Source organism: Streptomyces sodiiphilus, from assembly GCF_039529215.1.
GTDB classification, from domain to species: domain Bacteria; phylum Actinomycetota; class Actinomycetes; order Streptomycetales; family Streptomycetaceae; genus Streptomyces; species Streptomyces sodiiphilus.
In genome coordinates this window covers 168,786-192,574 of the sequence record NZ_BAAAMJ010000010.1, presented here as the reverse complement: position 1 = coordinate 192,574, position 23,789 = coordinate 168,786, and the positions used below count along the sequence as shown (strand labels likewise).

General features: G+C 71.6%; 17 protein-coding genes. 10 read left to right on the top strand and 7 right to left on the bottom strand.

Annotation, left to right across the window (positions count from 1 at the left end; genetic code table 11):
• The first annotated feature begins 37 nt into the window (after positions 1 to 37).
• Positions 38 to 448: a four-helix bundle copper-binding protein gene (locus ABD299_RS06025; protein ID WP_344259455.1), complete on the top strand. Its 411-nt coding sequence runs from the start codon at positions 38 to 40 to the stop codon at positions 446 to 448.
• A gap of 155 nt (positions 449 to 603) precedes the next feature.
• Positions 604 to 1,395, top strand: a complete 792-nt coding sequence (locus ABD299_RS06020) for a maleylpyruvate isomerase N-terminal domain-containing protein (protein WP_344259454.1) — start codon at positions 604 to 606, stop codon at positions 1,393 to 1,395.
• Between the two features lie 22 nt (positions 1,396 to 1,417).
• Here ABD299_RS06020 and ABD299_RS06015 read toward each other — a convergent pair whose 3' ends face one another.
• Positions 1,418 to 2,512: a LacI family DNA-binding transcriptional regulator gene (locus ABD299_RS06015; protein WP_344259453.1), complete on the bottom strand. Its 1,095-nt coding sequence runs from the start codon at positions 2,510 to 2,512 to the stop codon at positions 1,418 to 1,420.
• Between the two features lie 207 nt (positions 2,513 to 2,719).
• Here ABD299_RS06015 and ABD299_RS06010 point away from each other — a divergent pair, with 207 nt between their 5' ends.
• The 5 genes from ABD299_RS06010 (at position 2,720) to ABD299_RS05990 (ending at position 9,787) form a co-directional block, all read left to right on the top strand.
• Positions 2,720 to 3,877 (top strand): Gfo/Idh/MocA family protein, encoded by a 1,158-nt coding sequence (locus tag ABD299_RS06010; protein ID WP_344259452.1) that lies wholly within the window; start codon positions 2,720 to 2,722, stop codon positions 3,875 to 3,877.
• 46 nt (positions 3,878 to 3,923) lie between these two features.
• Positions 3,924 to 5,078 carry a dihydrodipicolinate synthase family protein gene (locus ABD299_RS06005; protein ID WP_344259451.1) on the top strand — a complete coding sequence of 385 codons (1,155 nt, stop codon included), beginning with the start codon at positions 3,924 to 3,926 and terminating at the stop codon, positions 5,076 to 5,078.
• Between the two features lie 5 nt (positions 5,079 to 5,083).
• Complete coding sequence (locus ABD299_RS06000) at positions 5,084 to 5,905, top strand: sugar phosphate isomerase/epimerase family protein (RefSeq protein ID WP_344259450.1); 822 nt, start codon at positions 5,084 to 5,086, stop codon at positions 5,903 to 5,905.
• A 222-nt stretch (positions 5,906 to 6,127) separates the two neighbouring features.
• Positions 6,128 to 8,344 (top strand): SF1B family DNA helicase RecD2, encoded by a 2,217-nt coding sequence (gene recD2 / locus ABD299_RS05995; protein ID WP_344259449.1) that lies wholly within the window; start codon positions 6,128 to 6,130, stop codon positions 8,342 to 8,344.
• Between the two features lie 138 nt (positions 8,345 to 8,482).
• Positions 8,483 to 9,787 carry a citrate synthase gene (locus ABD299_RS05990; RefSeq protein ID WP_425581260.1) on the top strand — a complete coding sequence of 435 codons (1,305 nt, stop codon included), beginning with the start codon at positions 8,483 to 8,485 and terminating at the stop codon, positions 9,785 to 9,787.
• A gap of 309 nt (positions 9,788 to 10,096) precedes the next feature.
• Here the strand turns inward: ABD299_RS05990 and ABD299_RS05985 are convergent, their stop codons facing one another.
• Together ABD299_RS05985 and nhaA are read right to left on the bottom strand one after the other, a co-directional pair.
• A complete protein-coding gene (locus ABD299_RS05985) occupies positions 10,097 to 10,348 on the bottom strand; it encodes a heavy-metal-associated domain-containing protein (protein WP_344259447.1) in 252 nt (83 codons plus the stop codon).
• Between the two features lie 72 nt (positions 10,349 to 10,420).
• The gene (gene nhaA, locus ABD299_RS05980; protein ID WP_344259446.1) at positions 10,421 to 11,680 is read right to left on the bottom strand and encodes a Na+/H+ antiporter NhaA; all 1,260 of its coding nucleotides are present in this window, start codon (positions 11,678 to 11,680) and stop codon (positions 10,421 to 10,423) included.
• A 491-nt stretch (positions 11,681 to 12,171) separates the two neighbouring features.
• Here nhaA and ABD299_RS05975 point away from each other — a divergent pair, with 491 nt between their 5' ends.
• From ABD299_RS05975 to ABD299_RS05965, 3 genes are all read left to right on the top strand, one after another.
• A complete protein-coding gene (locus ABD299_RS05975) occupies positions 12,172 to 12,789 on the top strand; it encodes a hypothetical protein (RefSeq protein WP_344259445.1) in 618 nt (205 codons plus the stop codon).
• Positions 12,790 to 12,846: 57 nt separating this feature from the next.
• Complete coding sequence (locus ABD299_RS05970; RefSeq protein WP_344259444.1) at positions 12,847 to 14,856, top strand: SPFH domain-containing protein; 2,010 nt, start codon at positions 12,847 to 12,849, stop codon at positions 14,854 to 14,856.
• Between the two features lie 203 nt (positions 14,857 to 15,059).
• Complete coding sequence (locus ABD299_RS05965; protein WP_344259809.1) at positions 15,060 to 19,841, top strand: DNA repair ATPase; 4,782 nt, start codon at positions 15,060 to 15,062, stop codon at positions 19,839 to 19,841.
• Positions 19,842 to 19,941: 100 nt separating this feature from the next.
• Here the strand turns inward: ABD299_RS05965 and ABD299_RS05960 are convergent, their stop codons facing one another.
• The 4 genes from ABD299_RS05960 to ABD299_RS05945 all read right to left on the bottom strand — a co-directional run bounded on the left by ABD299_RS05960 (position 19,942) and on the right by ABD299_RS05945 (position 23,670).
• Positions 19,942 to 20,475 carry a DUF3093 family protein gene (locus ABD299_RS05960; protein WP_344259443.1) on the bottom strand — a complete coding sequence of 178 codons (534 nt, stop codon included), beginning with the start codon at positions 20,473 to 20,475 and terminating at the stop codon, positions 19,942 to 19,944.
• 166 nt (positions 20,476 to 20,641) lie between these two features.
• On the bottom strand, positions 20,642 to 21,592 hold the full coding sequence (locus ABD299_RS05955) for a DUF8017 domain-containing protein (protein WP_344259442.1): 951 nt from the start codon (positions 21,590 to 21,592) through the stop codon (positions 20,642 to 20,644).
• 93 nt (positions 21,593 to 21,685) lie between these two features.
• Positions 21,686 to 22,429, bottom strand: coding sequence for a hypothetical protein (locus ABD299_RS05950; RefSeq protein ID WP_344259441.1), 744 nt, complete (start codon positions 22,427 to 22,429; stop codon positions 21,686 to 21,688).
• Positions 22,426 to 23,670: a WXG100 family type VII secretion target gene (locus tag ABD299_RS05945; protein WP_344259440.1), complete on the bottom strand. Its 1,245-nt coding sequence runs from the start codon at positions 23,668 to 23,670 to the stop codon at positions 22,426 to 22,428. The genes ABD299_RS05950 and ABD299_RS05945 overlap by 4 nt, the downstream gene beginning before the upstream one ends.
• Positions 23,671 to 23,789 lie beyond the last annotated feature (119 nt).

The window sequence follows — 23,789 nt, the reverse complement described above, 5'->3', positions numbered from 1 at the left end:
CCGGCCCGTCGGCCTGCTCCGGGGAAGGAGGACGATCATGGCGACCGCTGTGGAGGAGATGCTGGACGCCTACCCGGCGGACCTGGGGCACGTGGACCGCGAGGTGCTGGCCCGCTGCATCAAGGAATGCCTCGCGTGCGCGCAGGCGTGTACGGCCTGTGCCGACGCCTGTCTGTCGGAGGAGGACGTCGCCTCCCTGGCGAAGTGCATCCGCACCGATCTGGACTGCGCGGACATCTGCGAGACCACCGCCCGGGTGCTGTCGCGGCACACCGGATACGACGCGAACCTGACCCGGGCGATGCTCCAGGCGTGCGCGACGGCGTGCCGCTCGTGCGGCGACGAGTGCCAGGCGCATGCCGGGCATCACGAGCACTGCGCGACGTGTGCGGAAGCCTGCCGCCGCTGCCAGGCGGCCTGCGAAGAGCTGCTGAGCGCGCTGGGCTGAACCGCCCGCGGTCCTCGCGGGTGAAGGCCCGGATCGCGGCGGCGCCCGGCCGCACCGGCCACCGGACAGGGCTGCCGACCGAGGCGGAGGCGTACCGGTCATGGATGGGCACCCGGCCGGTGCGCCTCCGCTTCCGCACAGAAAGCCGGCTGATCATGACTCTGCTCACGCACGACCGCTACTGCGACGAGATCGTCACCCAGTCCGGGCTGCTCCGCGAGCTGCTCGGGGAGCGGGACCTGTACCTGACCGTCCCGACCCGCCCCGACTGGACCCTGGAGGAACTGACCCGCCATGTCGGCGGGAACCTGCTCGCGGTGGAGGCCGCTGTGCGCACCGGCGAGGCGCTGGACGTCCCCGAGCAGTCGGTACCCGGGCTGACGGGTCCGCTCATCGACGAGGACCCGGCCGCTCTGGACCCCTGGCTGGCCGACGCCGCCGAGCGGTGCGCCGCGGCGCTGCGGGACGCGGACCCCGACGACGAGGCGCAGGTGTGGGGGGTGCGGCAGCGGAACCTCGGCTGGGCCCGAAGGGCGGCGCACGATCTTCTGGTCCACCGGGCCGACGCGGCCGGCACGGTGGAGGCGGAGTTCCCCGCCGAGGCCGACGTCGCCGCGGATGCCGTGGAGGAACTGCTGGACATGGCGGCCGATCCACGCGGCGGTGTCGCGTCCCCCGCACTGGAGAAGCTGTACGGGTCGGGCAAGACGCTGCACCTGCACGCGACGGACACCGGGCCGGAGGCGGAGTGGCTGGTCGAGTTCGGTCCCGACGGGAAGCTGGCCTGGCGGCGCGGCCACGAGCGGGCGACCGTGGCCGTGCGGGCGACCGTGGCGGACCTGCTGCGGGTCGTGCACCGGAGGCTGTCGCCGCGCAGCGAGCGGGTCGAGGTGCTGGGGGAGGCGGCGCTGCTGGACTTCTGGCTGGAGCACGTCTCCCTCGACTGAGCGGCGGGCTCCGCCGCGCAGGTCAGCGCGCCGGGCTGCGCGGCGGGGCGGACGAGGCGCGCACCATCAGCTCGGCGCGGACCGTGGCGACCCCGCCGGGCGGCGGGTCCTCGGTGCCCAGTGCCAGCCGCCCGGCCCGGGCGCCGGCCTCGTACAGCGGGATCCGGACGGTGGTCAGGGCGGGGGCGGCGTCCACCGCGAACGGCAGGTCGTCGAAGCCGGTCACCGAGACGTCCTCCGGGATGCGCAGCCCCCGGTCGCGCAGGGCGGCGCAGGCGCCGAGGGCGACCGTGTCGTTGGCGGCGAGCACGGCGGTGAGGTCCGGGTCCCGGCGCAGCAGTTCCAGGGTTCCGTCGTAGCCGGAGGAGCGGTCGTAGGCCCCGTACACGGTCAGCCGCCCGGTGTCCTCCTTCAGCCCGGCCGCGGCGAGGGCGGCCAGATGTCCCTCCAGGCGGTGCCGGGTGGTGGTGCGTGCCACCGGGCCGGCCAGGTATCCCATCCGCCGGTGTCCCAGGGACAGCAGGTGCTGGGTCAGCCGCTTCGCCCCTCCGGAGTTGTCGAAGGTGACGGCCACCGGCGCCGGGGTGCCCGCGCCGTCCGGCCCGGTGCCGTCCCCGGCGGGCGGCAGCGGGGGTCTGCCGCACAGCACCACGGTGGTGCCCGCGTCGGCCATCCGGCGCAGCCGGGCCCGCAGCGCGGCGATGTGTTCCGGGTCCTCCACGGCCCCGCCGGTCAGCACGACGGCGGCGGCCCGTTGCCGCTGGAGCAGCGTCAGATACATCAGCTCCCGCTCGGGCGAGCCTCCGGTGTTGCACACGATGGCCATCTTGCGCGGCGCGGTGCCGGTCCCTTCGGGGCTCATCGCCGACTGGACAGCGCTTGCCATGATCCCGAAGAAGGGGTCGGCGACGTCGTTCACCAGGACGCCCACGAGGTCGGAGGTGGCGGCGGCCAGGGCCGACGCGGGCCCGTTGACGACGTACTCCAGCTCCTCCACGGCCCGCAGGACTCTGCTGCGGGTCGCGCCGGCGACCGGGTAGTTGCCGTTGAGCACGCGGGAGACGGTCGCTGCCGAGACGCCTGCGCGCGCTGCCACGTCCGCGAGTGTCACTGCCATGCTGCCTCCGCGTCGGTGCGTTCCGGTCGCGGGGCCGCCCCCGCGGGATGACCCAGTATCCCCCCTGCTCCGGGCCGGGCCGCGGCCAGGCGGCAGGTGGAGCCGGCCGCCCGTCTCCGGTGGTGTGCGAGGGGGGGGGTGGTGCCTGCGATAGAAAGCGCTTACTATCTTGGTCGGCCCGCCTGCCAGTCCCGGAGAGGAAGCAACGTGACTCACAGAACCGTGCGGATCGCCATGAACGGCGTCACCGGCCGGATGGGATACCGCCAGCACCTGGTCAGATCGATCCTCGCGATCCGGGAGGAGGGCGGGATCGACCTCGGTGACGGCACCGTGATCCAGCCCGAACCGGTGCTCGTCGGCCGCAGGGAGCACGCGTTGCGCGCGCTGGCGGAGCGGCACGGCCTGGACCCGTCGGCGGTCAGCACGGACCTGGACGAGGTGTTCGCCGACGACAGCGTCACCGTGTACTTCGACGCCCAGGTCACCCTCGCCCGCGAGGAGGCGATCCGGAAGGCGATCGCCGCGGGCAAGCACGTCTACACCGAGAAGCCCACCGCCACCGGTCTGGAGGGCGCGCTGGAGCTGGCCCGGCTGGCCCGGGACGCGGGCATCAGGCACGGCGTGGTGCAGGACAAGCTCTTCCTGCCGGGCCTGCTCAAGCTCAAGCGGCTGATCGACGGTGGCTTCTTCGGGGAGATCCTGTCCGTGCGCGGAGAGTTCGGCTACTGGGTGTTCGAGGGGGACTGGCAGCCCGCCCAGCGCCCCTCCTGGAACTACCGGGCCGAGGACGGCGGCGGCATCGTGGTGGACATGTTCCCGCACTGGGAGTATGTGCTGCACGAGCTGTTCGGCCGGGTCGAGACCGTGCAGGCACTGGCCACCACCCACATCCCGCAGCGCTGGGACGAGCAGGGCAAGCCCTACTCCGCGACCGCCGACGACGCCGCCTACGGCGTCTTCCAGCTGGCCGGCGGCGCCGTGGCCCAGATCAACTCCTCCTGGTCGGTGCGGGTGAACCGCGACGAACTGGTGGAGTTCCAGGTGGACGGGACACACGGCTCGGCCGTCGCGGGCCTGCGCAACTGCCGGGTCCAGCACCGGTCGGCCACCCCCAAACCGGTGTGGAACCCGGACCTGCCGGTCACCGAGCCGTTCCGCGACCAGTGGCAGGAGGTGCCCGGCAACGGCGAGTTCGACAACGGCTTCAAGGCCCAGTGGGAGCTCTTCCTGCGCCACGTGGTGGCCGGCGAACCCTACAGCTGGGACCTGCTGGCCGGTGCCCGGGGCGTCCAGCTCGCGGAGCTGGGCCTGAGGTCCTCCGCCGAGGGCCGCCGGCTCGACGTCCCGGAGCTGACGCTGTGACCCCGGCAGGACGGCTCGTGTGCCGCGCCGCAAGGGGAGAGAACCGGTGATCCGCCTGCCCGATGTCTCGGGGACGCTGCGCGCCTACCGGCCCCGCACCGACCCGGTGGTGCCCGGCCCGAGCGGGGCTCCCCTCACCTCCCGGACGGTGTTCTCCGCCGCGCACGTCGTGTCCGACCCGTTCGCGGACAGCACTCCCGACGGCCCGGCGGCCGTCGACTGGGACGCCACCCTGGCCTTCCGCCGTCACCTGTGGTCGCACGGGCTGGGCGTGGCGGAGGCGATGGACACCGCCCAGCGCGGAATGGGCCTGGACTGGCCGGGTGCCGCCGAACTCATCCGCCGCTCCGCGGCCGAGGCGCGGGCCGCCGGCGGCGCGATCGCCTGCGGGGCGGGCACCGACCAGCTGACCGGTCCCGCGACCCTGCCCGAGGTCCGCGCCGCCTACGAGGAACAGCTCGCCCTGGTGGAGGACAGCGGCGCCCAGCCGGTTCTGATGGCCTCCCGGGCGCTGGCCGCCGCGGCGCGCGGCCCTCAGGACTACCTGGAGGTCTACGGACACCTGCTGCGCCAGGCGTCCCGGCCGGTGATCCTGCACTGGCTGGGCCCGATGTTCGATCCGGCGCTCACCGGCTACTGGGGGAGCGAGGACCTGGACGCGGCCACCGCGACCTTCCTGGAGATCATCTCGGAGCACCCCGGCAAGGTGGACGGCGTGAAGGTCTCCTTGCTGGACGCCGAGCGCGAGGTCCGGCTGCGCCGGCGCCTGCCGCCGCCGGTGCGCTGCTACACGGGCGACGACTTCCACTACCCCGGACTGATCGCCGGCGACGAACACGGCTTCAGCCACGCCCTCCTGGGCATCTTCGACCCTCTCGGCCCGCTGGCGGCCGAGGCGGTGCGGGTGCTGGACACCGGCGACACCGCCGGTTTCCGCGCCCTGCTCGACCCCACCGTCCCGCTGTCCCGGCACCTGTTCGAGCCGCCCACCCGCTACTACAAGACCGGGGTGGTGCTGCTGGCCTGGCTGGCCGGACACCAGGACCACTTCACCATGGCCGGCGGACTGCAGTCGGCCCGGTCCCTGCCGCACCTGGCCCGGGCCTACGAACTCGCCGACCGCCTCGGCCTGTTCCCCGACCCCGCACTGGCCGAGTCCCGGATGACCCACCTGCTGGCCCTGTACGGAGTGACACGGTGAACGACATGGCACGCTTCTCGGTCAACCAGATGACGGTCAGGCAGCTGTCCCTGCCCGAACTGGTCAAGAGCTGTGCGGGGCTGGGCATCGGCACCGTCGGGCTGTGGCGCGAACCGGTGGCCGAGTACGGCCTGGAGGCGACCGCGGCACTGGTGCGCGACGCGGGACTCACCGTCAGCTCACTGTGCCGCGGCGGCTTCCTCACCGCCGCCGGTCCGGCCGCTCGCGAAGCCGCCCTGGCGGACAACCGGGCGGCGATCGACGAGGCCGCGGCGCTGGGCACCGACACCTTGGTGCTGGTCTCCGGCGGATTGCCCGACGGCAGCCGTGACCTGGCCGGAGCGCGGGAGCGGATCGCCGACGCCCTCGCGGTGCTGGCCCCGTACGCCGCCGGGCGCGGGGTCCGGCTGGCGATCGAGCCGCTGCATCCGATGTACGCGGCGGACCGGTGCGTGGTCTCCACCCTCGGCCAGGCCCTGGACCTGGCCGAGCGCTTCCCCGCCGGGCAGGTGGGCGTGGTGGTCGACACCTACCACCTGTGGTGGGACGACCGGGTGGCCGAGCAGATCCGGCGGGCCGGGGAGGGCGGCCGGATCCACTGCTTCCAGCTCGCGGACTGGGTCACGCCGCTCCCCGAGGGCGTCCTGACCGGCCGCGGACAGCTCGGGGACGGCTGTGTGGATCTGCGCTGGTTCCGGGAGCGGGTGGAGGCGGCCGGGTGGACCGGGCCCGTGGAGGTGGAGCTGTTCAACGAGGGACTGTGGGGACGGGACGGCAACGAGGTCCTGGCCGAGACACTCACGCGCTACCGCGCGCACGCCTGCTGACCATCGGGGCCGTGCGACCGGCGCCCGTCACTCCAGGTAATGAAGAAACGACTCTTCGCCGCATGATAATACGGTGTGTTGCGCAACCTGCGCGGAGTGTCGCGGGTCTCACTCTCCGGACGGGGGCAGGAGGGGAGCCGAAGGGCCCGGTGGGGGCCGGGCCCTTCGGCGGACACCGGGGCGCGCGGCAGGGCTGTCGGCACGGGCCGCTACCGTCGTGCCATGGGTCACAGCGCGGTGCTCGAGGGGGTCCTGGAGCGCATCACCTATGCCAACGAGGAGAACGGCTACACCGTCGCCCGGGTGGACACCGGGGGCGGCGGGGAGCTGCTGACCGTCGTCGGATCCCTGCTGGGCGCCCAGGTGGGGGAGTCGTTGCGGATGGAGGGGCGCTGGGGCTCCCATCCCCAGTACGGACGGCAGTTCACGGTGGAGAACTACACCACCGTGCTGCCGGCCACCGTGCAGGGCATCCGCCGCTACCTCGGCTCCGGGCTCATCAAGGGCATCGGCCCCAAGACCGCCGACCGGATTGTCGAGCACTTCGGTGTGGACACGCTGGACGTCATCGAGGCCGACCCGCAGGAACTGATCAAGGTACCCGGCCTCGGCCCCAAGCGCACCGCGAAGATCGCCGCGGCCTGGGAGGAGCAGAAGGCCATCAAGGAGGTCATGGTCTTCCTGCAGAGCGTCGAGGTCTCCACCTCCATCGCGGTGCGGATCTACAAGAAGTACGGCGACGCCTCGATCTCCGTCGTGAAGAACCAGCCCTACCGGCTGGCCGCCGACGTGTGGGGGATCGGGTTCCTGACCGCCGACCGCATCGCGCAGGCCGTCGGCATACCGCACGACAGCCCCGACCGGGTGAAGGCCGGGCTGCAGTACGCCCTGTCCCAGTCCGCCGACCAGGGCCACTGCTACCTCCCCGAGGAGCGGCTGATCTCCGACGCGGTCAAGCTCCTCCAGGTGGACACCGGGCTGGTCATCGACTGCCTGGGGGAGCTCGCCGAGGAGCCGGAGGGGGTGGTGCGTGAGCAGGTGCCCGACCCGGAGGACCCCGCCGGCCGGGTCACCGCCGTCTACCTCGTGCCCTTCCACCGGGCCGAGCAGTCCCTGGCCGGTCAGCTGCGACGGCTGCTGGGGGCCGCGGAGGACCGTCTGGCGGCCTTCCGCGAGGTGGACTGGGGCCGGGCGCTGAGCTGGCTGGCCGGGCGCACCGGGGCCGAACTGGCCCCCGAGCAGGAACAGGCCGTGCGGCTGGCGCTCACCGAACGGGTGGCGGTGCTCACCGGAGGGCCGGGCTGCGGCAAGTCCTTCACGGTGCGCTCGGTCGTGGAGCTGGCGCGGGCGAAGGGAGCCACCGTGGTCCTGGCGGCTCCCACCGGCCGGGCGGCGAAACGGCTGGCCGAGCTCACGGGGGCCGAGGCGTCCACGGTGCACCGGCTGCTGGAGCTGAAGCCGGGCGGTGACGCCGCCTACGACCGGGACCGGCCGCTGGACGCCGACCTGGTCGTGGTGGACGAGGCGTCGATGCTGGACCTGCTGCTGGCCAACAAGCTCGTGAAGGCGGTCGCCCCGGGTGCGCACCTGCTGCTGGTGGGCGATGTGGACCAGCTTCCGTCGGTCGGGGCGGGGGAGGTGCTGCGGGACCTGCTCGCCGAGGGCGGCCCGGTCCCGGCGGTCCGGCTCACCAGGATCTTCCGGCAGGCCCAGCAGTCCGGGGTGGTCACCAACGCGCACCGGATCAACGCCGGGCTGCCGCCGGTCACCCAGGGGCTGCCCGACTTCTTCCTCTTCGCCGAGGACGACACCGAGGAGGCGGGCAAGCTCGCGGTCGATGTGGCCGCCCGCCGGATCCCGGCGAAGTTCGGTCTCGATCCGCGGCGCGACATCCAGGTGCTCACGCCCATGCACCGCGGTCCGGCGGGGGCGGGCACGCTGAACGGCCTGCTCCAGCAGTCGGTCACCCCGGCCAGGCCCGGACTGGCGGAGAAGCGGTTCGGCGGCAGGGTCTTCCGGGTGGGAGACAAGGTCACCCAGATCCGCAACAATTATGAAAAGGGGACAAACGGGGTCTTCAATGGCACTGTCGGTGTGGTGACCGCACTCGACCCCGACGAGCAGCAGCTGACCGTGGTCACCGACGAGGACGAGGAGGTGGAGTACGACTTCGCCGAGCTGGACGAACTGGCCCATGCCTACGCCGTCACCATCCACCGCTCGCAGGGCAGCGAGTATCCCTGTGTGGTGATCCCGGTCACCACGAGTGCCTGGATGATGCTCCAGCGGAACCTTCTCTACACGGCCGTCACCCGCGCCAAGCGGCTGGTGGTGCTGGTGGGTTCCCGGCGGGCGCTGGCGCAGGCGGTGCGCAGCGTGTCGGCCGGGCGCCGCTGCACGGCCCTGGACGCGCGGCTGGCCGGCCGGCTCGTCCCGTGAGGTCCGTTTCGTGGCGGCACGCGGTGCCATGTCCGGGGTCGTTGGGCGACCCCGAGTGCACCGGGAGACGTCAGATGCGGGACAGTGGAAGCAGTCAGGGCACCTCGAAGAAGAGGCACTACGTCGGTGAGGGATGACGTGAGCGAACACCGCGAAAGTGACGGAGCAGTAGTACTGCGGTACGCGGACGGCGAATACAGCTACCCGCTGGTCGACAGCACGGTCGGGGACCGCGGCATCGACATCGGCAAGCTGCGCGCCCAGACCGGTCTGGTGACCCTGGACTCCGGTTACGGCAATACCGCCGCGTACCAATCCGCGATCACCTATCTCGACGGAGAGCAGGGCATTCTCCGCTACCGCGGCTACCCGATCGAGCAGCTGGCCGAGCGCGGCACCTTCCTGGAGACGGCCTATCTGCTGATCAACGGCGAGCTGCCGACGGTGGACGAGCTCTCCGGCTTCAAGAACAAGATCACGCAGCACACCATGCTGCACGAGGACGTCAAGCGCTTCTACGACGGTTTCCCCCGGGACGCCCACCCGATGGCGATGATCTCCTCGGTGGTCAGCGCCCTGTCCACGTTCTACCAGGACAGTCACAACCCGTTCGACGAGGAGCAGCGGCACATCTCCTCGATCCGGCTGCTGGCCAAGCTGCCCACGATCGCCGCCTACGCCTACAAGAAGTCCATCGGCCACCCGGTGGTGTACCCGAGCAACGACCTCGGCTACGTCGAGAACTTCCTCAAGATGACCTTCTCGGTGCCCGCCGAGGAGTTCGGTCTCGACCCGGTGATGGCCGACGCCCTGGACAAGCTGCTGATCCTGCACGCGGATCACGAGCAGAACTGTTCGACCTCCACGGTGCGGCTGGTCGGTTCCTCCCAGGCCAACCTGTTCGCCTCCATCTCGGCCGGCATCAACGCCCTGTGGGGCCCCCTGCACGGCGGCGCCAACCAGGCCGTGCTGGAGATGCTGGAGGAGATCAAGGCCCAGGGCGGCGACGTCGAGTCCTTCATCCGCAAGGTGAAGAACAAGGAGGAGGGTGCCCGCCTGATGGGCTTCGGGCACCGCGTGTACAAGAGCTTCGACCCCCGCGCGAAGATCATCAAGTCGGCGGCGCACGACGTGCTCTCCGCGCTGGGCAAGTCCGACGAGCTGCTGGACATCGCGCTCAAGCTGGAGGAGGCGGCGCTCAGCGACGACTACTTCGTCTCGCGGAACCTCTACCCGAACGTCGACTTCTACACGGGCCTGATCTACCGGGCCATGGGCTTCCCGACCACGATGTTCACGGTGCTGTTCGCGATGGGCCGGCTGCCGGGCTGGATCGCCCAGTGGCACGAGATGATCAAGGAGCCGGGTTCCCGGATCGGCCGTCCGCGGCAGATCTACACCGGTGTCGTCCAGCGCGACTACGTGCCGGTCGAGCAGCGCTGAGTCCCCCGCCCGCCGCCGGCCCGCCCGCCGCCGGCCCGGCCGGCGGCGGGGCGAATCCGGCATATGCGCCCGTGACACGACCGGGAGGTGGAGTGTGACGCAGGTCACATCTCTTCCCGTGCAACCTTTCGTGGGGTTGTCGGTCTAACTGGTCAACGTCAGCGCGGATTCGGCTGGATCCACGCCGACCGTCGTCAGGCCGGGGTCCCGTGGGGGGACGCTCTGAGCCGGCGACAGGAAGCGCCCCGAGCCGGGCCCTGTGGGGGGACTCGGCAAGGGGCGCTTCTATCTGCGCGTGTTCCCGTCGCCTCAGGCGCGGCCGACGAGTTCGTATCCGGCCTCGTCGACGGCGTCCCGGACCGCGGTGTCGTCCAGCGGCCCCTCGGCGGTCACGACCACCAGGCCCGTGGCCGCCTCGGCGCGGACGCCGGTGACGCCGGGCAGCGCGGACACCTCGGAGGTGACCGCCCCCTCGCAGTGACCGCAGGTCATGCCGGTGACCTTGTAGGTGATGGTGTCCATGGCTCTCGCTTCCTCGGGTCGGGTTCTGCCGGGCCTCATACCCGGCCAGGGTANCGCCGCGCTCCCGGGCCGGGAGCGGGGCGACGGTGTCTGTGGTGCGGGAAGGCTGGGTCAGTGGTCCCCGGTGGTGGCGCCGGCCGCGGCTGCGGGCGAGTCGTCGCCCTGTGCCCCCTCGGCCGTACGGGCCTTGACCCGCGCGTTGCGCAGCCCCAGGACGACGCAGGCGCCGACCGCGGACAGCAGCGAGCCGATGAGCACGGCGGCCTTCACGGAGTCCTGCATGGCGGCGTCGGTGAAGCCCAGCTCGGCGATCAGCAGGGAGACGGTGAAGCCGATGCCCGCCAGCATCGCCGCCCCCGCGATGTCCGCCCAGCCCAGTACCGGGTTGAGCTGGGCCTTGGTGAACTTGGCGGTCAGGTAGGTGGCCCCGAAGACACCGATCAGCTTTCCGGCGAACAGGCCGAGGGCCACACCCACCGCCTCGGGCTGGCCGGCGGCCTCGCCCAGCGCGGCGCCGGAGACCGGGACACCGGCCGCGAAGAGCGCGAACAGCGGCACCGCAAGCCCGGCCGACCAGGGGTGCACGATGTGCTCGATGTGCTCGGCGGGGGAGTCCTTCTCACCCGGCCGGGGGGTGCTGCGCAGCAGCATGCCGATGGCGACACCCGCGATGGTCGCGTGCACGCCCGCGTTGAACATCAGGGCCCAGATGACCAGGGCCAGCGGCACGTAGATGTACCAGCCCCGGACGTCCTTGTAGTGCAGGAACCAGAACACGGCCAGGCCCGCCGCGGAGCCGGCCAGCGCCCACAGGTTGAGGTCCGCGGAGTAGAAGACCGCGATCACGGTGATGGCGATGAGGTCGTCCACGATCGCCAGAGTGAGCAGGAAGGTGCGCAGCGCGGACGGCAGATTCCGGCCGATCACGGCCAGCACACCCAGGGCGAAGGCGATGTCGGTGGCCATGGGGACGGCCCAGCCGTTCATGTCGCCGCCCTGGGTGCCCACGATGACCGCGTAGAACAGGGCCGGCACGATCATCCCGCCGATGGCGGCGGCCACGGGCAGCGCCGCCGCGGCGGGCCGGCGCAGTTCACCGACGACCAGTTCCCGCTTGAGCTCGATGCCGGCGATGAAGAAGAACACCGCCAGCAGGCCGTCCGCGGCCCAGTGGCCGATCGACATCCGCAGTCCCAGTGCCTCGAAGCCGAGGTAGTGGTCCCGTACCGATGCGTAGCCGTCGCTGAGCGGAGAGTTCGCCAGGACGAGGGCCAGCGTGGCCGCGATGAGCAACATCAGGCCACCGGAGACCTCCAGGCGCAAAAAATGCGCCAGCGAGCGCTTGTCTCGCTGGTCGTAGCCGGGAGGCATGGCGGGACTGTCGGGGGACGGGGGCGTCATTGGGGCAGGGCCTCCGAGAGCGAGAACGGGAACGTGGACGGGCGGTCTGCCGACCAGACTTCCCGGCGCACCCATGCATCAGTCGTGATGTTGTCCTAATACCGTACCCGGGCCCGTCTGCCTGCCTGCAAGAGGGACGGAGGCCGACGGGGGGTCACGTTCAGTGATCGCAGGGTGCGGATCAGGGCATTCCGTGCCGGGGTCGTTCCGTTCTGTGACGTTGATCACGGGGTGGTGCGGCTGGGTGGCCGGCTCCTTCGAGATTACGGGGCGCGGAGGCAGGTATCGAGGCCCGGACGACTGATTGTGTTCGATCATGCATTCGAGTCGCGCTGCGGCTCCGGTCCGTGACCACGGGACGGGGTGCGGTGAGCCGGAGCGTCACCGTTCCGCACCCCGGGGTACCCGGCGCCGTATCAGTGGCGTATAAAGAGGGCAGCATCGCCACAGGGGGCCGGGTCATGGGGGACTTCGTATCGACGACGCTGGAATTTCCGGTCGTCGTCTTCACCTTTCCGCTGCTGATCGTCGTCGCCTACTGGATCTTCGCCGCCGTCAGCGGTGCCGCCGGTGAGGCCACCGAATCCGACAGCGCGGACACCGGCAGCGCCCCCGCCGGATTCGCCGGCTTCCTCGCCGTACTCGGCCTGGGCGGCGTGCCCGTCACCGTCGTGCTGTCCCTGGTGATCGCCATCGCGTGGTTCGTCAGCCTGGTCGGCACCGCACTCTTCGACTCCGCACTCATCCGGCTGGGCTGGCTCGCGCTCGCCCTCGTCGCCGCCTGGCATGCCACCTGGCTGCTCGCCCGTCCCCTGCGCCGCCTGCTGCGCACCGGCAGGACCGCGCGCAACGCCGACTTCGTCGGGCTGGTCTGCGTGGTGCGCACCGGCCGGGTCGGCCCCGACTTCGGGGTGGGCGAGGTGACGGCCGCCGACGGCACCACCGCACTCATCGAGATCCGCGACGAGAGCGACTCCGGCCTGCACTCCGGCGGCCGCGCACTGATCTTCGACTACGACCCAGAGAGCGATGTCTTCCGGGTCGCGCCTGCGGGCAGCGCCCTCGATCCGCTCGGCTGACGTCCGGCACCGTGCCGGCCGCCTCAGCCATGTGAAAACAGTTAAGGACGTGTACCGATGGACTCCATCAGCACGGGAATCGGCGTACTCGGCGCCGTTGTCCTGCTCATCTTCCTGGTCCTCCTCCTCACCGTGACGCGGCTGTTCCGCAAGGTGGAGCAGGGCAAGGCGCTCATCGTCTCCAAGATGCGGAAGGTCGACGTCACCTTCACCGGCACCGTGGTGCTCCCCGTCCTGCACAAGGCCGAGGTGATGGACATCTCCGTCAAGGCCCTGGAGCTCGGCCGGATAGGCAAGGACGGCCTGATCTGCGCGGACAACATCCGCGCGGACATCCGCATCTCCTTCTTCGTGCGGGTCAACAACACCGTCGAGGACGTCGTCCGGGTCGCCCAGGCCATCGGCACCGAGCGCGCCAGCAACCAGGACACCCTCCAGGCGCTGTTCAACGCCAAGTTCTCCGAGGCCCTCAAGACGGTCGGCAAGCAGCTGGAGTTCGAGGACCTCTACGTCAAGCGGGACGAGCTGAAGGACCGCATCATCGCCGAGATCGGCCGCGACCTGAACGGTTACCGGCTGGAGGACGTGGCGATCGACTACCTGGAGCAGACGCCGCTGGCCCAGCTCGACAAGGACAACATCCTCGACGCCCAGGGCATCCGGAAGATCACCGAGCTGACCGCCGCCCAGCACATCCTCACCAACGAGTTCCGGCGCCACGAGGAGAAGGAGATCACCCGGCAGAACGTCGACGCCCGGGAGGCCGTCCTCGAACTGGAGCGCCGCCAGGCCGACGCCGAGATCAAGCAGAAGCGCGAGATCGAGTCGGTGCGCGCCCGCGAGGAGGCGGAGACCGCCCGCGTCCAGGCCGAGGAGCGGCTGCGTTCGCACACCGCGCACATCAAGACCGAGGAAGCGCTCGGCGTGCAGAACGAGAACCGCGAGCGGGAGATCGCCGTCGCCAAGCTCAACCGCGACCGGGTGGTCGCCATCGAGAGCGAGCGGATCGAGAAGGACAGGCTCCTGGAGGTCATCGCCCGGGAGCGGGAGACCGAACTGCAGCGCATCGCCAAGGACAAGGAACTCGAAGGCGAGAAGCGGGACATCGCCGACGTCATCCGCGAGCGCATCGCCGTGGAGAAGACGGTCGCGCAGCAGGAGGAGGAGATCAAGAAGCTACGCACCATCGAGGAGGCCGAGCGCGAGCGGCAGGCCCTGATCATCCAGGCCGAGGCCGAGGCGCAGGAGCGGCTGGTCAAGGACATCAAGGCCGCCGAGGCCGCCGAACAGGCCGCCGAGCACCGCGCCAAGGAAGAACTCACCATGGCCGAGGCGCGCCGCAAGGCCGCCGAACTCGACGCCCAGGCCGCGATGCGCACCGCCGAGGGCAAGCAGGCCGACGCCGCGGCCGAGGGACTGGCCGCCGCCCAGGTGCAGGAGCGCTCCGCCGAGGCGATCGCCAGGATGGGCGCCGCCGAGGCCGACGTGGAGCGGCAGAAGCGGGTCGCCGAGGCCGAGGGCCTGCGGGAGAAGGCCGAGGCGATGGCCATGCTGGACGCCGCGAGCAGGGAGCACGAGGAGTTCCGCCTGCGGCTGGAGGCCGAGAAGGACGTCCGGATCGCCCGGATCGACGTGCACCGGCAGATCGCCGAGGCCCAGGCCACCATCGTCGGTGCGGGACTGGAGAACGCCCGCATCGACATCGTCGGCGGGGAGTCGGTGTTCTTCGACCGCCTCATCAACGCGATCTCCGCGGGCAAGGGCCTGGACGGCCTGGTCGACCGCTCCGAGAGCCTGCAGGCCATGGCCGGGCCGTGGCTGGACAAGGAGAACTCCACGTTCACCGGCGACCTGGGCGCGATGATCGCCGGCCTGGGCAGCGGGGGCCTGCGCGACCTGACGCTGGCCGGCCTGCTCGGCAGGCTCATCGCCGGCGGCGGCGAGCAGGCCGGGCAGCTGGAGAGGCTGCTGGAGGAGGTGCGCGAGCGCGGCCTGGCCGACACCAAGCTCGCCGCGTTCGCGGCGCCGGCCCCGGCGCCGCTCAACTCGGTCCCGATGCAGAAGTGACACCGCCGCACCCCGCCGGTCACCGCACGGCGCCCGCCGCGCCTCGCCGGTGACCGGGAGCCCGGCCGGACGCGAGCCCGTCCGGCCGCGCCCGCGGCAGGACCCATAGGCCACCAGGAGTGGGAGACAGCACGGTGAAGACCGAGGCGCGGCCCGAGGAAGCGCGGCTGGAAGCCGGCACCTACGAGGTGCTGCGGGACCGGATGACGGCCGCCGCCGCCCAGCTCGCGGAGCGGGCCCAGCGGCTGAACAGCCGGCGGATCGAGACCTTCGGCGGCAGCGAGCTGGAGCTCGTGGCCACCGACCGCATCCGCACCGAACACAACTGTGTGCCCCGGGACATCGTCCAGGTCGGCGGTTACCTGCTGTTCGGCTACAACGTGCACTTCGGCCTCAAGCAGACCACCGACATCGGCGATGTCTTCGGCCTGCACCGCTACACCGCCGGCGAGGACGGCCGGCACTTCCTGCCCGCCCCGGCCGACGCCGTCCCCGGGCTCCTCGACGACCCCGGCTTCCGGCGCGACTTCGCCGGACTGTACCGCTACTACCAGCAGGCCCAGCTGCTCCAGCTGCGGACCGTGGGCTCGCTGCTGCTGGCGGTCTTCCGGACCGGCGAGCGCATCACCGACATCCGGGTGCTGCGCTGGCGGCTGCACCCCGACGGCCGCCCGGAGTACATCGACGCCAAGGGCGAACGCGACCACGTCTACCCGCCCTCGCACGACGTCGAGTGGACCGTCACCGGCCGCGACGACCACGTCGCGGGCCAGCACCCGCACGTGTCCATCGACGGCGTGCTGTTCGTCGAGACCCTCGGCGGCACCCTCACCCTGAAGGTCGAGGACAACACCGACTCCGGCGAGGGCCTCTACAGCGAGCCCGTCGAGGACCCGCTGCAGTCCCTGGCCGACGCCGACATCGCCTGGGCCCGCGTCGGCCCGCTGATCCTGCTGCGCGTCCTGCCCTACAACGAAAGCGCCCACCGCTACCTGGTCTTCAACACCCGCACCAGGGAGGTCGTGCGCCTGGACGGCATCGGCCAGGCCTGCCGCAGCCTCCCCGAGGACCAGGGCATCATCTTCCCCGGCGGCTACTACCTGGCGGCCGCCCCGCCCGGCTCGGCCGCCAGAACCTTCGACACCGACACCAGCGACCTGGAGTACGAGCGGGCCGTCCGCTCGCCCAACGGCGAGGACGTGCTGTACGTCTTCCACGCCCGCGCCGACGGCCGGACCCTGCTGCTGCCCTACAACCTGATCCGCAAGGAGGTCGCCAACCCGCTGCCCTCGCACGGCTTCTCGCTGTTCGAGGACGGCACCATGGCGCTCTTCCGGGCCGACACCGACGAACCGACCCGCGTCCACCCGATGCAGGTGTGGCGCACCCCGTTCGTCTCCGACGCGCACGCCGCGGGCCAGCCGCAGGGCGACGGCCCGCTGGCCCGGCTGGGCAACGCCGAACTCGTCCGCGGCATCTCCGACGCGCTGACCGTCGCCCGGATGGCCGACGAACTGGAGCCCGGCACCGCGGTCTTCGAGGCCGTCGTGGCGGTCTGCTCGCGCCTCGCCGACCAGTACCACTGGCTCACCCTGGAGGGCCTGGAAGGAATCCACGAACCGCTGGCCACCCTGCGCGGCACCGCCGAGCAGGTCATCGACGAGTACGAACGGGTCCTGGAGCTGCGCCGGCAGGCCGCGGCCGCCGTCGAGGAAGCAGCCGCCGAGGCCACCGCCCTGGTGCGCCGCGCCCGCGGCGAGGCACCCAAGGGCGCCACCGAATGGGTCACGGTGCTCACCGGGCTGCGCCGCGCCCAGGGCAGGGTCGAATCGCTGCGGGACATGCGGCACATCGACCTGGCGGCGCTCGACCGGATCGGCGCGCGGCTCACCGAGTCACTGGCCGCCACCGGACGCCGCGCGGTGGCGTTCCTCTCCCGTGAGGACGCCTTCGACGACGCCCGGGCGGCGGTCGCCGAGCTGACCGAACGGGCCGGCGCCGTGGACAGCGTCGCGCACGCCGCCCCCATCGCCGAGGAGATCACCGAGCAGGCCGACGGCCTGCGGACCGTCACCGACGTCATCGGCGGCCTGGACATCGCCGACGCCACCGTCCGCACCGGCCTGCTGGAACGCATCGGAGAGGTCACCGGAGCGGTCAACCGCGCCCGCGCCGTCCTGGAGGGCCGCCGCCGGGAGCTGGAGGAGGCCGAGGGCCGCGCCGAGTTCGCCGCCGAGTACGCCCTGCTGGGACAGGCCGTCTCGGGCGCGCTCGCGGTCGCGAGGACCCCCGAGGAGTGCGACGAGCAGCTGGGCCGCCTGCTGCTGCAACTGGAGAACCTGGAATCCCGCTTCGGTTCCTTCGACGACTTCCTCGGCCGGCTCGCCGGGCAGCGCGAGGAGATCTACGAGACGTTCTCCGCCCGCAAGCAGGCACAGCTCGACGAGCGGGCCCGGCACGCCGAACGGCTCACCGACTCCGCCACCCGCATCCTGGCCACCGTCACCCGCCGGGCGAACGCCCTCGGCAGCCTGGACGAGGTCAACGCCTACTTCGCCACGGACCCCCTGGTCGCCCGCGTCCGCTCGGTCGCCGACGAACTGCGCCGTATCCAGGAGACGGTGCGCGCCGGGGAACTCGACGGCCGGCTCAAGGCCGTCCGGCAGGAGGCCGGACGCGCCCTGCGCGACCGCACCGACCTCTACGACGCCGACGGCACAGTCCGGCTCGGCCGGCACCGCTTCGCCGTCACCACCCAGCCCATCGACCTCACCCTGGTGCCGCAGGACGGCGCGCTGGTCTTCGCCGTCACCGGCACCGACTACCGGGCCCCGGTCACCGACCCGGCCTTCGAGGACACCCGGACCTTCTGGGACCAGCCGCTGGTCTCCGAATCCGCCGAGGTCTACCGCGCCGAGTACCTGGCCGCCGGGCTGCTCGCCGACGCCGACCCCGGCCGGCTGGCCCGTGCCGCCGCCGGCGGGGAACTCCTGCCCCTGGTCCGGGAGGCCGCCGAGGCCGCCTACGACGAGGGATACGACCGCGGCGTCCACGACCACGACGCCGAACGCATCCTGCGCGCCGTCGTGGACCTGCGGGCCGGCGCCGGGCTGCTCCGCTTCCCGCCCCGGGTCCGCGCCGCCGCCCAGCTGTTCTGGGCGTTCGCCGCCGCGGAGGAGGACCGGCGGGCCTGGAGCACCAGGGCCCGCTCGCTCGCCCGCGCCCGCGCCGCCTTCGGCCACACCGCCGCCGTCACCGACCTGGCCGGCGAGCTCGCCTGTGCCGTCGGGGAGTTCCTCGGCCCCGAGCCCGGACCCGGCGGCCCCGCGCTGCGCTCCGCCCTCGGCCTGGGCAGCGGGGAGCTGGACGCGGCCGGAAGCTACCTGTTCGAGGAACTGGCCGCCGGCGAGCCCCGCTTCGCCGCCGGGGCCGGGGCACGGGCCCTGCTCGACGACTTCCGGGCCGCCCTGGGAACCGACGGGGCCAAGGAGCTGACCCGGGACCTGGAAGGGCTCGGCACCGACCTGGCCGCCCGGCACCAGCTGCTGGCCGCCTGGCTCGGCGCGTTCACCGCCTCCACCGGCCGTGACACCGCCGACCTGCCCGAGGCCGTCGCCCTCGAACTGTGCGGCGGGGAACTGGACTTCCACGAGATCGACGCCCCGGTCACCACCCGTGCCACCGGCCTGCTGGGCGCCCACCCCCGGCTGTCCGGCGGCGAACTGGTCATCCGCCTGGACGAGTTCCTGGCCCGCACCACAGCCTTCCGGACCACCCGGGTACCGGCGCACCGGGCGTACGTGCGGCGGCGCAACGCCCTGCTGGAGACCGAGCGCGGACGGCTTCGGCTGGACACCTACCGGCCGCAGGTCATGTCCGCCTTCGTGCGCAACCGGCTGCTGGACGAGGTGTACCTGCCGCTGATCGGCGACAACCTCGCCAAGCAGCTCGGCACCGCCGGCGAGGAGCGCCGCACCGACAGCCAGGGCCTGCTGCTCCTGCTGTCCCCGCCGGGATACGGCAAGACGACGCTCATGGAGTACGTCGCCGCGCGGCTCGGGCTGGTCTTCGTCAAGGTGGACGGACCGGCACTGGGCCACGGCACCACCTCCCTGGACCCGGCCGCCGCCCCCGACGCCGCCGCACGCCGCGAGATCGAGAAGCTCAACTTCGGCCTGGAGATGGGCAACAACGTCTTCCTCTACATCGACGACATCCAGCACACCTCGCCGGAGCTGCTGCAGCGCTTCATCCCGCTGTGCGACGCCCAGCGCCGCATCGACGGCGTCCGCGCCGCCGACGGTGTGCCGGCCACCTACGACCTGCGCGGCAAGCGCTTCGCGATCTGCATGGCCGGCAACCCGTTCACCGAGTCCGGAACCCGCTTCCGGGTCCCCGACATGCTGGCCAACCGTGCCGACGTGTGGAACCTCGGCGACGTCCTGTCGGGCCGCGAGGAGCTGTTCGCCCTCAGCCACATCGAGAACGCCCTCACCTCCAACCCGGTGCTCGCCCCGCTCGCGGCCCGGGAGCGCGGCGACATCGACCTGCTGGTGCGCCTGGCCCGCGGGGACGAGTCGGTCACCGCCGACCGGCTCTCCCACCCCTACACGCCCGCCGACCTGGAGCAGATCCTGTCGGTGCTGCGCAAACTGCTGCACGTCCAGCGCGTCACCCTCACGGTCAACGCCGCCTACATCGCGTCGGCGACCCAGGACGACGCCCACCGCACCGAGCCGCCGTTCCTGCTGCAGGGCTCCTACCGGAACACCAACAAGCTGGCCGAGCGCATCGTCCCGGTGATGAACGACGAGGAGCTGGAGGCGCTGATCGACGACCACTACCTGGCGGAGGCCCAGACCCTCACCACCGGCGCCGAGGCCAACCTGCTCAAGCTCGCCGAGCTGCGCGGCCGGATGAGCCCCGAGCAGGCCGAACGCTGGGAGCACATCAAGGCGGCGTTCCGGAGCCGGGCGGACCGGTGACCCGCCGGGGGCCCGGCCCGCGGACACCCGCGGAGTACCGGGCCCCCGGCACAGCCTCCCGGCGCGGCCCGGTTCCGGTCCGCCCCGGTCCGGAAGCCGGTCAACGGGTGCGGGTGGCCTCCAGCAGCGCGGTGAGGAACGCGGCGGGGTTCCGGGTGGCGATGCACAGCCCTTCGCCCTCGCGGGTGGCGATGACGACTTCGGACCAGCCGGACGCGACGCTCCACGAGCCGCCCACCAGCCTGGGGTCGGCCGGCGCCGGTGGCTTCCGTCGGGTGCCGCCGCCCGCCGTCCCGGCGGGTGCGGTGCCGACGGAGGCGGCGTTCAGTGCGTCCAGTACCGAGTCCGGGTCCACGGAGGACACCGGGATGCGTTCCCGGCCGACCCGCAGTGTCTGCGGGGTGAGGTCGATGCGGTGGAAGACCCAGCTGCTGATCGGGATGGCCAGCAGGGAGACCAGGACCAGCAGGAACAGCCCCGAGACGGCCAGCCAGGGCCAGAAGTCCTCGGGAAGACTCGTGACGGCCATCCAGCCCACCCCGGCCAGATACACCGTGACCCAGGTGGCCGACCAGCCCTTCGGCCCTCGCTCGCGGTACGTGATCCCTCCGAACGGCGCGTTCGACGAGGACAAGGCCCGACGGGTTGAAGCGGTCTTCTTGCACATGCCCTTCACCCACGTGGAAGGTGTATGACGTTCGTCCGAGGGCTGGCCTGCCCCAGGGATGAAGAAGGCGTGGGCGTACCGCTGCCCGCGGTGCGCCCACGCAGGTGACAGCCGCGTACCGCTCGCTGCCCGGTCAATCGTTGTAGGGCCGCAGGCTGCTGATGATCTGGTCGATGAGTTCGTCCGTCAGCTCCTCGTCGTGCCCGGTGTCGGCCACCAGGCCCCACACGGCCAGGTCGGCCCTGGCGTCCAGGTAGGCGATGGCCACCGATCTGCCCTGGTTGGCATCGCACTCGTCCTCGTCGTCCAGAGGGCTGCCGTGGGCCGCCGCCACGGCGACGTGCCCCTCGATGCCGTGTTCGTTGCTGAACGGCTCGGCGTCACCCAGTTCGAATGTGCCGGCCTTCGCCTGGTCGTAGGCCGCCCAGACCAGATTTCCGGATGCGACCTCCGCGGCCTCCGCGGTTCCCGTGGAGCCTTGCGCTCCCCGGGTACCTTCCACAGCCCGGGAACCGTGACCGCACCAGCCTTCCATGAAGGTGGTGGTGGCGGAGAGTCCCATGGTCGGAGAACCGTCGCCGGCCGCCTCGTCCTCCCAGTACCGGATGGTGCCCGGGGAGTCCACCTTCCAGTCGGGCGGCACGTCGAAGGCGAGGTACCGCTTGGCGCTCGTGACCACCTGCCAGTCGTCCGCGACCACGGGATCCGGCATGTTCTGGATGCCCCGCCGCGGATCCCGTGGGTCACCACCGCTGCCCTTCTCGTCCCCGCCGTCCCCGTCCTGGTCCGACGTGGGGCCGGCGGCGGGCTCGGACGTCTCCCCGGTTCGAGGAGCCCTGTCGTCACCGCCACCGAGGAGCACGACGCCAACAGCTGCGGCTGCGGAGACCAGCACCGCGGCGGCGACGATCGCGATCACGGTCCGGGCTCCTCCCCGGCCGTTGGGCGGGGGCCCGGCTGGAGGTTGCCCCCAGCCGGCAGCGGTCTGCTGGTAGGGATTCGCCTGCTGATATCCCGGCTGCTGGTAGGGATTCGACCACTGAGGCTGCTGCTGGCCGTCCCCCGGCTGCGCTCCTGGCTGCATGGCCCAAGAGCTTAGCCGCCGACGACGCTCCGGTGCCGGGAACGGTGAAGTGCACGTGTTCGGCGCCCGGCCCCGTGCGTCCACCCCACGCCCTCAGGCCTGCTGCTCCTGAGCGGCCGCGCCCCCGTCCTGGCCCGCCGCCGCGGAGTCGTCGAAGGACAGGGTATGACCGATGCGGGCCAGCCGTGCGCTGTAGGCATCGATGTGCGTGATGGTGGGGGTGGCGACGGTGAGGTACACGCAGTACTCGCGGGGTGCGGGAACGATCAGTTGGAGCGACGCCACACCGAGCACCGGGGGAGGAGCCTCCCCCGGTGCGCCCCGGAAGGTCATCGACCGGAGGGAGATGGAGGTCACCCCCGGCCCGCAGGGAAGCCTGGTGGCAAGCAGCAGATCCTGTCGGCCCTGGACTCCTTTGGCGTTTTCCCGGTCGACCTCGACGAGTTCCTCGTCCTCGGTGAAGAACGACTTCTTCTTCGCCCGGAAGATCCCCTCGGCGGCGACCAGCGCGCTCTCGTGGCCCGACCGTTGCAGCGAGACCGTCAGGATGCCGATGCTGAGGGAGTCGTTCTCGATACCGGCGCACAGAGCTGTGCGGATGGTGTCGGCATGGGACATCGCGGGGAGGGTGCGGCGCATCTGTTCTGCCGCGTCGTGCAGTTGCTGCTCCTCCGCTCCCGGCATGAGCGTGCTGAGCGCCTCGTACCACTCCTCGGCGGACGAGGCGTCCGGAAGCGGAACGAACTCCGGAGGGACCTCGGCGGTGAAGGCGTAGTCCACCTCGACGGCCTGAAGGTCTCCGCCCGGCTCCGGGCGGAGACCCGGCCGGCCGGTCACGCGGCGACTCCCATGTCTTCGGCTTCCAGGGTGTTGACGAAGGAGTCTCCCGCCCCCGCGAGCATCTGTGAGGTGTCGACGGGAGAGCCGGAGGCATCGCCCGGCGCCCCCTGATCGTCCTCCGAGGGCCGCCACTGGGTCAGCTCACCGATGGGACCGATGATCGGAATGTCCTTCCAGGAGGGGCCGCCGTCGATGACACGATCGGCCTGGCCGACCGCAGCTCCGGCATTCCCCGTACCCAGCCCCAGATAGTCGAGGAAACGGCCGGTGGCGATCAGCATCCAGCCCTTCATCCGGGGGCCGATACTGCGGAAGAAGTTCTTGACGCCGCCGGCGGCGCGGATGGCCCGGCCCGCGGCGAGGGTAGCCATGCCGGCCTTGGCAATCGAGCCGCCGATCAGGCCGATACCGCCCGAGATGAACCCCACCAGGTCAAAGGCCAGGGTCTTCCAGCTGACGCCCTCCGCGCCCCCGGCCATGGCCATGCCGTGGAAGAGCAGGGCCCCGCCGGCAGCGAGGAAGCCGGCCCACACGAGCCAGCCGGCCGGACCGGAGAAGAAGATGACGGCTATCAGACAGATGACGCCGATGATCATCGCGATGTCGGAGAGGAGGTCTCCGATGAGTTTCCAGACGTTGGGGTCGGTGAGGAACTCCACCACTCCGGAGAGAAAGTCCCCCACCTTGTCCCAGAAACCGGGAGCGGCGGGTGCGTCGTCCGCCGCGTTCGCCAGCTGGCGGGCTGTCTCGTCCGCGGCCAGCAGAAACTCGCTGTTGAGGTTCTCGGCACGGGTTCGCACACTGGTGAGGCCCTCGTTGGCGGCGGTGAGCGCCGCCTTGCGCTCCTCCTCGTCATCGTCGTCGTCGGTGAGGTCGTCGAGAGCCGTCTGCGCCGTATTGACGGCCTGCTGAGCGGTGGCGGCTTCCTCCTCCAGCGCATTCGCCCGTGACTTGAAGCCGGCCAGGCTCTCGGACCAGTTCTCCAGCGCGCGAGCGGCGGCGTCCAGGGCGGTGGTGGCACGCTCCAAGTAGGGCGGCACCTCGTCGAACGACTCACTGAAGGCGTCGGCGGAGCGTCCGACCCAGATGCCGTTGGAGGTGCTGATGCCGGCCATGGTGGTATGTGTGGTGGAACTCTGGCCGGCGATGTCCCGGATCGTCCCGGCGATCTCGTCGGTGCCCTCCAGATCTCCGGGTACCGGGTCGAAGCCGAGGTGCGGGTAGGCGTCGCTGCTCATCCCAGCCCGCCCTTCCGCGCGACCGAGCGGCTGCTCCGGCGCGGCACGCGAGGCGCTGTGCTGCGCGGGATACTGACGACGTTCATCCTCTCCCCCATGTCTTTCGTCAACGTGTTGTG